Source organism: Chitinophagales bacterium, from assembly GCA_017303835.1.
Lineage (GTDB): Bacteria > Bacteroidota > Bacteroidia > Chitinophagales > Chitinophagaceae > JAFLBI01.
The window spans coordinates 2,713,701-2,725,600 of sequence record JAFLBI010000001.1 but is presented as its reverse complement, the minus strand read 5'-3'; the positions used below and the strand labels follow the sequence as shown (position 1 = coordinate 2,725,600).

Below are 11,900 nucleotides of genomic sequence, written 5' to 3'. Positions count from 1 at the left end.
AGGTGAATCTGTAAAATAAAGAAATGTTGGCTGCTGAAAAAAGCAAATCCTATGAAATGTGTATGAAATGTGGGCATTCTATCCGCAAACAAGATCACCGTTGCGGTAGATGGGCAACACAGGTGCCAAATCAGGGGTAGCACAGTACTCTAAATCCTTTTCCAAACCAAATGCAGATAGCCTATGCCAATGGGTGGTTTTGCGGATGAATTCGTACATGTGGTCTTTGTGCAGGTTGTACATGTCGGCAGCCATCAAGCTACTATCGCAGTGAATCGTAAAATTTTGCTGAATACGATTGATAACCGCACCTGCAAACAATGTGTCCTCCAGATTGAAACGATCCTTCCAGGCTGAACATCCCAATAATACATGCTTATTGCAGGAAGCCAGATAATCACAAACCGCAGTTAGATTAGGGAATGAACCTGTGATCACTTCTGCAGCGCCTTTGTTCAAAGCCATGTGCAGCAATTTGGTACCATTGGTTGTAGTTAGCACCAAGGTTTTGCCTTCAATGAATTCGCGTGGGTATTCTGCAGGAGAATTGCCATGCGCCAGACCGGGAATGATTTTACCATCTCTTTCACCCGCTGTGATACCGCCAGTTTTTTTGCCGATTTCGATACACTTATCTACAGCATCTACCGGAATCACCCTGGTTGCGCCATTGTATAAGGCAGTTGCAATGGTTGATGTAGCACGAAACACATCGATAATCACGACAACAGCATCTTGCACATCATAGATATCCAGCAACTTGGGCGATAAAACAGTATGCAGATAGGGCTTACTCATGGGCCGCAAAGATAATCCCTGAAAAGGCTTAACGGTCTTTTTTCCGCTTATAGCGAATTTTTACTTTGGCCACACCCTGACGAACCATGCCAATTTCCTCTGCAGCAGATCTACTGAGATCAATAATTCTTCCAGCCACAAAAGGACCGCGGTCATTAATTCTTACGTCAACAGTTTTGCCATTAGATAGATTGGTTACACGAACCTGAGTACCAAAAGGCAATTTTTTGTGCGCAGCAGTAAGCTTACTCTGCCGAAATACTTCGCCATTGGCCGTTTTACGGCCATCATATTCATTTCCGTAATAAGAGGCTTTCCCTGTTTTTGTTACATAACGCCCACAGGATGCTGAGAGCAGGGCAAAAAGTATGAGTAAGCAGCAGTATTGTTTCATAAAAAAAGCTCCGTGTAAAAACGGAGCTTCTGTCTTTTTATTTCAGCCGGCATTAGGCAAAAGGAAATTTAACAACCTTGGCTTTCACCGGAGTATTGCGAATATCAATGAATAGCTCACTATCAATCGCTGCATGCGATAAAGCCACATAACCAAGACCAACCGCCTTACCCAGCGAAGGCGCTTGCGTACCAGAAGTAACCTTACCGATTACATTACCAGCAGCATCTTTGATTGCATAGTCATGGCGAGGGATTCCACGCTCGATCATTTCAAAACCAACCAGCTTACGCGCAAGGCCCGCTGCTTTCTGTGCTTCCAGTATCGGGCGTGCAGTAAAATCCTTGGTAAACTTGGTTACCCAACCGAGTCCTGCTTCTAATGGAGAAGTAGTATCATCAATATCGTTACCGTATAAACAATAGCCCATTTCAAGACGTAATGTATCACGTGCCCCCAAACCAATTGGTTTGATACCAGCAGATGCACCCGCTTCAAAAATGGCATCCCAGATTTTATCGGCGTTACCGTCCTTGTCTTCAAAATAAATTTCTACACCACCCGCACCGGTATAGCCGGTTGCACTTACCAGCACATTTTCTACGCCTGCAAATACACCCTTAGCGAAAGTGTAGTATTTGAGGTTCATAATATCCATTGCTGTTAGTGTTTGCAGAATCTTTGTTGCATTAGGACCCTGTACGGCCAATAAAGCTGTTTTATCGCTGATATTGTGCATTTCAACACCCTTTGTGTTGCGCGCACTAATCCAGTTCCAGTCTTTTTCAATATTGGAAGCATTCACCACCAGCATGTATACATTGTTTTCCTCCACACAGTATACCAGCAAATCATCTACAATACCACCCTCTTCATTGGGCAAACAAGAATACTGTGCTTTACCATTGGTAAGTTTGGACGCATCATTGCTGGTAACACGCTGAATCAAGTCAAGCGCATCTGGGCCTTTCAGGATGAATTCGCCCATATGGCTTACATCAAACACACCTGCATTGTTTCTCACTGCTGCATGTTCATCATTAATACCGGAATAACTGATCGGCATATTGTATCCAGCAAAAGCAGCCATTTTGGCGCCCAGTGCAATATGCTTATGTGTAAAAGGTGTTTGCTTCATGGCAATCGATTGAGGCGCAAAAATAGGTGAAGCAAGGGGGGTGAAAAAATAAAAACAGCAGGCTGCTCAAACCTGCTGTATATCTGAATAAAAACCAACTGTTCTTTACGGACGACCCATACGGTCAACACCAAGAATCTTTCCGGAAGATTCATCGAACATGACCACTGCATAATTTTTCAGGTTGTACTGATACCTTACCTCGCGGCCATTTTTGCTTTTCTTGAAGAAACTCGATGCTTTTTCCTTAATACCTATAGTCGCATAATTACTGCCATCAAAGTTCACAACCACGTTTGTGGTATTTCCTGTACTGTTGGCCATTGAATCTGCCATTCTGTTTATTTCCGCGAAAACCGGCATTTGTATCAATTGCTTCTTCACCATTCTGTGCATTCTCGCTTCACAGTATTGATCATACGCACAATAAGCAACAATACTTATAGATACAATAGCCAAAGCGCCAATAATCAGGTATGTTTTTCTCATAGCAAAAGGTTTTAAAAAAGGGAGCGTCCCACACCGCGACCAGCGCGGGACGCTTTATTCCCAACTTCAACCGAGTTTATCAAAGAGAGAATCTTTCTAACAAAGGATTTTCCTGATGCTGATAGCTGATGGTTTCTTTTCTGTTCAAATAACCTGCAGCTGTAGAACGCTGATAGCGATACTTCTCTTTCACTTCTTTCTTTACTGGGATGCTATCAACAGGCTTAGCCAGTTCTTTTTCCTTTTCTTTCAGCTCGTTTTGTTTACGCTCCAGTTCAAGACGCTGCTCTTCAATCTCACGCTCTAACTGCTCACGGCTCTTACGGTACTCTTCTACAGCATCTTCACTATTACGGTCTTCATCATCTTTATTGTCTACACGCTTGAGTCCGTCATTCGTCATCACATATTCCACATCATGTCTCCAGCTGTTATAACCATTCCACTCATCATCTCTTTCGAAATTCCAGCCATCATCATAGCCACGACCAAAATCTACACGTACATCATTACCCCAACCCACACTTTCTCTGATCTTGATACGCTTACCAACCGGAACGGCCACTGTAATTACCACACGCTGATTACGGAATTTCTCCTGAGGAGTAATCTGAATACCCTTATCCAGCAAAAGTAGTGTGTCGTTTTGTGTAAGATTAAAGCGAATGCGTGCTGCACGGCTATCGGCTTCATTTCTTGTTCTACCCTGCGCCAGTCTGGTAGTGGTTACACGGAAGCTATCCGTATTTGATTTGATGATGCGCACACGGATATTTCTCACATACACAGTGTCTTCATCAAAAGAAGCAAAAGGCTCCAGCTTAAACCAATCATCTGTACCATAGTATACCGTAGGAGGTAAAGTCTTCAATTCAAGCTTATCTACTTTGGCATTACTCAGCACTACAGTTTCTTCAAGAGGAATATTTCTGTATCTGAAATCCTTACTCAGCGAAGCCAGCAGGCTCACAAAGAAGAACCATCCAATAATCCACAGAGCAGTGAAGGCAAAAGCCATGGTATTACCATTCTTGCGAATATTGGCAATGCGGCGGATGATCCAGGTGATGACACCAATAACAGGCACCCACACAAAGAAGATCAATGTACCCCATACCATCAGGCTTTGTGAATCTCCACGAATCAGGTAGGTTTTAACTGGCAACAGTGAAGTGAATACAGTTGCTACTGCAAACAGAGATACTACGATAGTGAAGAGTACAACACCTACAATGAAGTATGCAAATATTTTAAAGAGCAGAATAAATATGCCTGCAATACCGCGACTACTTTTCTTGGCAACAGCTGCTACTTCAGGGGCTGCGGCTTTAGCACGATCAGAAACTTCCTGACCAAACTGCACAGCTTTATCTTTTACCTCTGTACCAAATTTTTCAGCACGCTCTCTGAAACCTTCCAGATCACCCTGCACAGTTTGCTTGATATTATTCAAGTCTACTTTCTCACCCTTCATCTCCAGTTTGTCTGCTGCAGTTACTGCTTCAGGTAATACCAACCAGAGAATGATATAGATAATGGTAGCACCGGGGCTAAATGAGAAGCTTACAAAATGTGGTACATCAAAAGGACCATAAGAGAACCACTTGAAAGCGAAAGAAATAAAGGGTATCAGGAACAATGCACGGGGAATCCAGGCATTTACACCAAAATAATGGCCCAAACCACTACACACACCTGCAATAATCTTGCTTTCAGTATCTCTGAAGAGGCGCTTACGTGTGGCACCAATTACCTGAGATGCGCTGCTGGGTAATGCTACCCAAAGTATGATGTAAGGAATAAGCACCACACCAATGGTTACGATAGCGAGTATGCGCACAATCAATGGATCGATCCCGAAATAGTTGGCAAAACCAGCACACACACCACCGAGTACTTTGTTGTTCTCATCGCGGTACAAGCGGCGTGGACCATCCTGTGGAATGGATTGCTGCTGGCTGCTGCTAGTTTGCTCAGAGCCAAGCTGTGATTGCACTTTGCTTTCTTCACCTTCAAATTCTTCGGGGCGACCCATGCTGGCGATTACCTGGTTTACATCATCATCAGTGATGCAGGTACTGCCTTTCTTGAGGATCTCGCCAAATAATTCAGCGATGCGGCTTTCGATGTCGTTGATGATCTCATCACGACCTTCCTCATTGGCAAAGAAACGTCTCAGACTTTCCACATACTGCTTCAGTATGTCATAGGCAGATTCCTCGATGGGAACAACCCTGCCCTGGAAGTTGATATTGATTACCTTTTTCATGATTTGTCTAGTTTGCGGTTAGAGTTGGGTTTGGTTTTCGGTATTGGCTGCAGTTACCTCGAAAGGCTGGGTAAGTGCGGCTACCGCATCGGCCAGTTCCTTCCATGTACGCTCCAGCTCTCCATAGAATGCAATACCTTTTTCAGTCATGGAGAAATATTTTCTCGGGGGGCCGCTGTTGCTTTCTACCCAGCGGTAAGTCAGGAGTTCTGCGTTTTTCAATCTGGTCAGCAGGGGATAGAGTGTTCCTTCCAGAATGTGCAGGTTGGCTACCTTCATTCTGTCTACAATATCACTCGGATACACTTCGCCCTGACGTATGATGGACAGGATACAGAATTCCAGTACCCCCTTTCGCATCTGACTTTGTGTGTTTTGTATATCCATAACCTTGTTTTTATTGGTTGGGCCTTTCGGCAGAATTGACGTGACTTAAGCTAAGTGAAGACGCTGAGCAGAAATGCGGCGCATGTTGCGGATCTTCCACAAATCAGCAGCACTGAATTGCTTGGCAGCAGTTTTCACTTCTTTGGCCAAAGTTTCTCTTACTTCGGCAGTCAGTTGCTCCATGGATGATTTATCCAGTTGGATGAGCAGGTTGTTGTTGTTCGTTTTCATGATAATATGTTTAAATGTTTTTGAATGCTGTCTTTTGGTTGTCTCCCATTGACAACACAAAGATGGGGATTTATTTGGTACTATGCAACACATAGTACCAAGTTTTTTTAGGTAATGTGCGACCTCAGATATTGTACAGAATATAAATCGTTGTTTTTCAACTACTTAAAAAAATAATACCAGATTCCAAAATGATCAACGGCTTTATTTTGTGATGATTGGCGACCAAGGGCTAATACACAGGATTTGGCACAAATGCCTACTTTGCCATACAAATTTGCTTATGCAGACCTGGGTATATTATGCCATTTTATCTACGCTCACCGGTGGTGCAGCATTGGTTTTCGCTAAAATGGGTATGAAACAAGCCAATGAACACTTGGCACTGACCATCAGAACAGGGGTTCTGTTTTTTATTGTAGTAATGAATGCATGGATTGCAGGTGGATTCAAGGATGCTAAAGCCATTCCACAAAAAGCTTTGTTCTGGTTTGTACTGGCGGGCGTATCAACAGCAGTTTATTGGATATTCTTTTTCAAAGCGATGAAGACTGCGAATGTATCTGTGGTATCTACTATTGATAAGGGCAGTATCCTAATTACGTTTCTACTCTCTTATTTATTACTGAATGAGCCCATCACACCAAAACTCTTGATTGGTGCTGCACTGATCATTGCAGGAACAGTTATCCTGATTAAATAAAGAAACTATTGCTTTTCATCTTTGGGCACGCCGATAATAGACTCAATCACTGACGTGGCGAAAGACACAATAAAACTGAAGAATAAGGCTGTCCACCAACCATCAACTTTAAAGCCCGGCACCAGTTCAGCTGCCCAGCGAATCATCCATACATTGATGAACAATAAAAAAATACCCAGTGTAAAAATGGTGATGGGTATTGTTAACAAGATAAGTACAGGCTTAATGAAAGTATTGAGTAAGCCCAATACTGCAGCAACAATCAAAGCAGTAAGCGTTGAGTCGATGCTCACGCCCTTCAGCAAGTAAGCTGCAATTAATACAGCCAGTGCTGTTGCAACCATTCTGGTAAAGAATCTTCCCATATTACACAACAGTTAATGCGTAGAATTGATCTTCCTGCAAATATTGCTTGGCCAGTGCCTGCACTTCTTCTGCAGTAATGGTTTTGATGGCTTCAATACTTTGATAGAAATATTGTTCATTCAAACCATGTAACACATAGTTCTTCCAGCGATTGATGATTTGGAAAGGACCATCCAGATCTCCCAGTATGGTACCCATCATATAGTTCTTCACCAAACTCAGTTCTTCATCATCAACCAACTCATCGCGCAGCAATTGCATTTCCTTATACACTTCTGTAATCGTAGCAGCACAAACATCTCTGCCCGCCTCAGTACTAATCATCAATGCTGTTTCGTGTAAGTGATTCTGCAGATAACTGTAAATACCATAAGTGTAGCCCTTGTCCTCTCGAATGTTTGCCATTAATCTGGACCCAAAGAAACCACCGAAGATATTATTCACCACCTGCAGTTTAGGAAAATCAGGATGGTGTCTGTTGATTGCAGGTGCTGCCATACGTATAGCTCCCTGCACACCTGCAGCATCATTGATGATCTCCTGCACTTTCTTATCGGCAGGCTGAATCTGATGTGCTTTTGCAGGTTTATCCTTTCTAAAAGGTAAATGACCAAAAGCAGTATTTAGCTGTTGCTGAATATCAGCAGGCAGTTTTCCTGCAACAAATATTTTACAATGTCCTTTGGTGTAATAGTCCTGATAAAATTGTACTAAGTCTTCTCTTTGCACCGCATCAAAATCTGCAGCAGAAGAATATCGCCCGTAGGGATGATCAAAGCCATAGAGGTATTCGTCAATCAATCTGTTGGCGACAAAATCACACTTCTTCAAATTTACACGCAGTCTTTGCTGCTGGTTCTGCTTGTATATCTGTAACTCTTGTTCAGGAAAAATTGCATCTGTCAGCAACTCACTCATCACTGGCAGCAGTTCTGGAAGATGCTTGGTTAATGTATGCAGCGAGAGAGAAGCAGTTTCATCTGTATAACAGTTTCTATTGAGATAAGCTCCATAAAATTCAAAATGCTCATTGATCTCAAAAGCTGTGCGCTTGCTTGTTCCATTCTTCAGCAGAAAATTGGTGGTAGCCGCTACAATGTTTTTTTCTTCAAACCAATTACCTGCGTAAAAAACCATATCAATCATGAGTACATCCTGCGCACCTGCATTCACAGCATAGACAGGTGTACCATTATCTAATTCGAAATAGTCATGCTTACGCAGTTGCAGTTCAAATGCTGCGGGGTCTGTAATACCGGGGGCTTGCTTCCTGTTCAACACCATGTTCACACGATTTATTTTTTCCGCAGATAATGCAGCACGTTACTGTTGGTTTGAGCAAATAATTGCTGGCTGTAAGAACGTATATCCGCAGCAGTAATCTCCTGATACCGTTGCAACTCATCGTTCATCAATTGTGCATCGCCGAGCAACTCGTAAAAAGCCAGACTATTGGCTCTGCTCATCACATTCATATCCTCAAAAGCAATGACGCTTTCTGTCTTGTTCTTTACTTTTTGTAGCTCCTGCTCACTGATGGCTGCTTCTTTTACTTGCTGCAATACCGCCTGCACAGCAGCTTCAGCCGTTTCGATAGCAACCCCTTCCGCTAATTTTCCATCTACAGCCACCAATCCCTTTTCAATAGTACCGAAGTGATAACAATCAATAGAAGCAAACAAGCGCTGCTCCTTAACCAATTGCTGATATAAGCGGGAAGAAGCACCGCCACCCAAAACTTCCGTGATGAGGTCTGCGATGTAATAGCCCTTATCCAATCTTGCATCCATATGCCAGGCAGCGAGAAAAGCATCCACAGGTACATCTGCTTCTACCACTTGTCTTCTAGCTGCTGTTTGCACAGGCTCTTGCGGCAGATTACGCACATATTGATCGCCCATAGGAATGGGACCAAACCATTTTGCTGCCAATTGCTTCACTTGCTCAACCTGTACATTGCCTGCAACAACCAAGATTGCATTTACCGGACGGTAATGTTTGAAGAAGAAAGCTTTTACATCATCAATATGCGCTTTCTCTACATGGCTTAACTCCTTACCAATGGTCATCCAGCGATACGGGTGCACTTTATATGCCAGCTCGCGCATCTTGTGCCAGATATCGCCATAAGGTTTATTGATATAATGTTCTTTGAACTCCTCACAAACTACTTTGCGCTGTACATCCAAACTCTTCTCACTAAACGCAAGGCTCAGCATACGATCGCTCTCCAGCCAAAAAGCTGTTTCCAGATTCTGTGCTGGCACCTGACAATAGTAATTGGTTAAATCATTGGTGGTGTAAGCATTATTCTCTCCGCCTGCACGTTGTAATGGCTCATCGTAATCAGGGATATGGATGCTGCCACCAAACATCAGGTGTTCAAACAAATGCGCAAAGCCGGTCTTGTTTGGGTCTTCATCCCTAGCACCTACATCATACAATACATTTACCACTGCCATGGGGGTGGATGGATCTTCATGCACCAAAACACGAAGTCCGTTGTCTAATACAAATCGCTCAAACTGGATCATAATATTCGGCTGCAATGTACAGGATTGAACGGATAGGCAGGCAGCTCAGCCCCTTTTCCTCCGTATATCGCCAATCTTCAGGGTAAGTACTTTAGGGACGCCATTGCGGAAAACCACTACCTGCATGGTAGCACCCGCATTTTGCAACAAGGTCTTGAGCGTCTTAATGTTTTTACTGTAATTATTATCTACGGCGAAAATAACATCACCAGCTTCAAAGCCGGCTTTATGCCCGGGCGTACCGGGAATCACATCAATTACTTTGATCTCCCCTTCCACCATATACACACCGAGTCCTGTGTAAGAATAATCAAAAGACTCTGCAAAATGTTCATTTGGTTTCAGGTAGATACTTTGCTCCGGATAATTGATGACCATATTAAACCGGCGTAATAAATCATTTCCAATCAATCCACCCAGCTGCGGATATGATGTTACATTGAAATCGTCTTCAAATATATGCGCAGGTACTCGCCTGAACTTGTATGGGCCGATTTTCAGCGATTTAACGATGGTGTACTCCATTCTTTTTTTGCCGCCCAATCCTTCTACCTGTGTGAGATAACGCTTGCGACTTTTACGCATCAATGTACTGTCCTGCGCAAAATCACTCGACATTAGAAAACACATGGCTGCACCGGTATCAAAAATAAAACGGGCATTCACCGTTCTACTGTCTTCCACTTCCAGATAAGGCAGGGGTAAAGTGCTGAAACTGGGTTTAAGTAAATAGCCACCTTTGGGATAACGGTAAGAACCGGGCGCATACACCTCAAGCATTTCTTTGTCGAAATCAATATGCACGATAAATCTTCTGAAGAAACTATATCCAATAATTCCATCAATCTGAATACCATATACACTCGTGAGTAGTTCGTAATCGTTAATATGAAAATCCAGTTTTTCTACCACAAGGCCCGGCAAGTGTAAGCTATGGTTATAGGCGAAAGCCACACGTTTCAAGCCGGCAATGCCTCGAATAGTTCTGTCAGACATTTCCATTTGCACGCCCAGTCTGGTGGCTGTTGCTGAATCAAGCGAAATACCTCCACTACCTGTATCCAGGATAAAGTTGAGCGAGTCCGTATGCTGATCAAGCGTGCCTCTAAGCATAATAACACCACCGCTATACTGCTGAAAGCGAAATCGGGTAAGCAATTTGGCTTGTGGCGGTACAAACTCCTCCTGTGCCAGACTTGGCAGTACTTGCAGCAGGAGTAAAACAGATATGATAAACCTTAACATCAATGGAATACCCAAATTAGGTCTATTTAAACAATTAGACAGCCGAGTTAGTTGCAGCGTTGCTTTTGTATACAGCTACCCCTTGTTAGGGTCTATCAAGCAGATACTTACAAAAGACAGAACAAAAGCCTGCTGCTAAGCAGGGCTTGATTACATTTGCAACATTAAGCGTACGCATATGCAGTTGGCAGATTTATACCAGAAGGCATTGAATTTTGAGTTCCTGAGTATTGAGGAAGGTATCTTTTTGTTTCAGGAAGCTCCATTATCAGAACTCATGTATGTGGCAGACCAGATGCGAAAGCATCATGTGCCACATGGAAAAGTAACCTGGCAGATCGACCGCAATGTGAATACAACCAATGTGTGCATTGCCAATTGTAAGTTTTGTAATTTCTATCGCATTCCTGGCCATGCAGATGCTTATATCACTGATATGGCTACTTATCGCAAGAAAATCAGTGAAACCATCAAATATGGTGGCGACCAACTGCTATTGCAAGGTGGGCACCATCCTGAACTTGGTCTGGACTTCTATACCAACACCTTTCGCGAGATCAAACAAGAGTTCCCTGACATCAAGTTGCACGCATTAGGCCCCCCAGAAGTTGCGCATATCTGCAAACTGGAGAAAATGAGCCATCATGATGTGCTAAAAGCACTGAAGGAATCTGGGCTCGACAGCTTACCAGGTGCCGGTGCGGAAATTCTTGTAGACCGTGTGCGCCGACTGATCAGTAAGGGTAAATGTGGTGCGGATGAGTGGTTGGATATCATGCACGAAGCACATAAACTGAATATCACAACTTCTGCAACCATGATGTTTGGTCATGTGGAAACACTGGAGGAACGCTTTATTCACCTTACCCGCATTCGTGAAGTGCAGGCCAAAAAACCTGCGGATGCAAAAGGTTTCCTTGCTTTTATACCCTGGACTTTCCAGGACGTTGATACCTTATTGGCCAGAATCAGGGGTGTTCAAAACCTGATTACTGCTGAAGAATACATCCGTATGATTGCCATCAGCCGCATCATGCTGCCGAATGTGTTGAACATCCAAGCCAGCTGGTTAACGGTAGGTAAACAAACTGCCCAGCTTTGTCTGCATGGCGGGGCCAATGATTTTGGCTCAATCATGATTGAGGAAAATGTAGTGAGTGCTGCCGGAGCGCCACACCGCTTTACCTACAAAACCATGCAGGATGCCATCCGCGAAGCCGGTTTTGAGCCCCAACTCAGAAACCAGCAGTACGAGTGGAGAACCCTGCCGGCTGCGATAGAAGAGCAGGTTATCAACTACTAATCCCCGCTCATGGCTTAAACCTCGATTAAATTCAAGTTGCCTG

13 protein-coding genes are annotated in these 11,900 nt (G+C 43.5%); 2 read left to right on the top strand and 11 right to left on the bottom strand.

Features of this window, described 5'->3' with window-relative positions:
* Window positions 1-78 precede the first annotated feature (78 nt).
* The 7 genes from J0L83_12430 to J0L83_12400 all read right to left on the bottom strand — a co-directional run bounded on the left by J0L83_12430 (window position 79) and on the right by J0L83_12400 (window position 5,706).
* Entirely contained in the window at window positions 79-798 is a 720-nt protein-coding gene (locus J0L83_12430) for a 2-phosphosulfolactate phosphatase (GenBank protein MBN8665380.1), read from the bottom strand.
* Between the two features lie 28 nt (window positions 799-826).
* Window positions 827-1,192 carry a septal ring lytic transglycosylase RlpA family protein gene (locus J0L83_12425; GenBank protein ID MBN8665379.1) on the bottom strand — a complete coding sequence of 122 codons (366 nt, stop codon included), beginning with the start codon at window positions 1,190-1,192 and terminating at the stop codon, window positions 827-829.
* Window positions 1,193-1,244: 52 nt separating this feature from the next.
* On the bottom strand, window positions 1,245-2,330 hold the full coding sequence (gcvT, locus tag J0L83_12420; protein MBN8665378.1) for a glycine cleavage system aminomethyltransferase GcvT: 1,086 nt from the start codon (window positions 2,328-2,330) through the stop codon (window positions 1,245-1,247).
* 105 nt (window positions 2,331-2,435) lie between these two features.
* On the bottom strand, window positions 2,436-2,819 hold the full coding sequence (locus tag J0L83_12415) for a hypothetical protein (GenBank protein ID MBN8665377.1): 384 nt from the start codon (window positions 2,817-2,819) through the stop codon (window positions 2,436-2,438).
* A 79-nt stretch (window positions 2,820-2,898) separates the two neighbouring features.
* Window positions 2,899-5,088 (bottom strand): PspC domain-containing protein, encoded by a 2,190-nt coding sequence (locus J0L83_12410; GenBank protein MBN8665376.1) that lies wholly within the window; start codon window positions 5,086-5,088, stop codon window positions 2,899-2,901.
* Between the two features lie 18 nt (window positions 5,089-5,106).
* Window positions 5,107-5,475, bottom strand: a complete 369-nt coding sequence (locus J0L83_12405; GenBank protein ID MBN8665375.1) for a PadR family transcriptional regulator — start codon at window positions 5,473-5,475, stop codon at window positions 5,107-5,109.
* Between the two features lie 45 nt (window positions 5,476-5,520).
* Complete coding sequence (locus tag J0L83_12400) at window positions 5,521-5,706, bottom strand: hypothetical protein (protein MBN8665374.1); 186 nt, start codon at window positions 5,704-5,706, stop codon at window positions 5,521-5,523.
* A 283-nt stretch (window positions 5,707-5,989) separates the two neighbouring features.
* On the opposite strand from J0L83_12400, the gene J0L83_12395 reads away from it, so the two are divergent.
* Entirely contained in the window at window positions 5,990-6,409 is a 420-nt protein-coding gene (locus tag J0L83_12395; protein MBN8665373.1) for an EamA family transporter, read from the top strand.
* Between the two features lie 5 nt (window positions 6,410-6,414).
* Here J0L83_12395 and J0L83_12390 read toward each other — a convergent pair whose 3' ends face one another.
* Genes J0L83_12390 through J0L83_12375 form a run of 4 tightly spaced genes read right to left on the bottom strand, consistent with a single transcriptional unit; the run spans window position 6,415 to window position 10,554 of the window.
* Complete coding sequence (locus tag J0L83_12390; GenBank protein ID MBN8665372.1) at window positions 6,415-6,774, bottom strand: phage holin family protein; 360 nt, start codon at window positions 6,772-6,774, stop codon at window positions 6,415-6,417.
* 1 nt (window position 6,775) lies between these two features.
* Window positions 6,776-8,056, bottom strand: coding sequence for an insulinase family protein (locus J0L83_12385; GenBank protein ID MBN8665371.1), 1,281 nt, complete (start codon window positions 8,054-8,056; stop codon window positions 6,776-6,778).
* Window positions 8,057-8,070: 14 nt separating this feature from the next.
* Window positions 8,071-9,309 carry an insulinase family protein gene (locus tag J0L83_12380; protein MBN8665370.1) on the bottom strand — a complete coding sequence of 413 codons (1,239 nt, stop codon included), beginning with the start codon at window positions 9,307-9,309 and terminating at the stop codon, window positions 8,071-8,073.
* A gap of 45 nt (window positions 9,310-9,354) precedes the next feature.
* Window positions 9,355-10,554 carry an aspartyl protease family protein gene (locus tag J0L83_12375; GenBank protein MBN8665369.1) on the bottom strand — a complete coding sequence of 400 codons (1,200 nt, stop codon included), beginning with the start codon at window positions 10,552-10,554 and terminating at the stop codon, window positions 9,355-9,357.
* A 178-nt stretch (window positions 10,555-10,732) separates the two neighbouring features.
* On the opposite strand from J0L83_12375, the gene mqnC reads away from it, so the two are divergent.
* Entirely contained in the window at window positions 10,733-11,857 is a 1,125-nt protein-coding gene (mqnC, locus tag J0L83_12370) for a dehypoxanthine futalosine cyclase (protein ID MBN8665368.1), read from the top strand.
* Window positions 11,858-11,900: the final 43 nt, after the last annotated feature.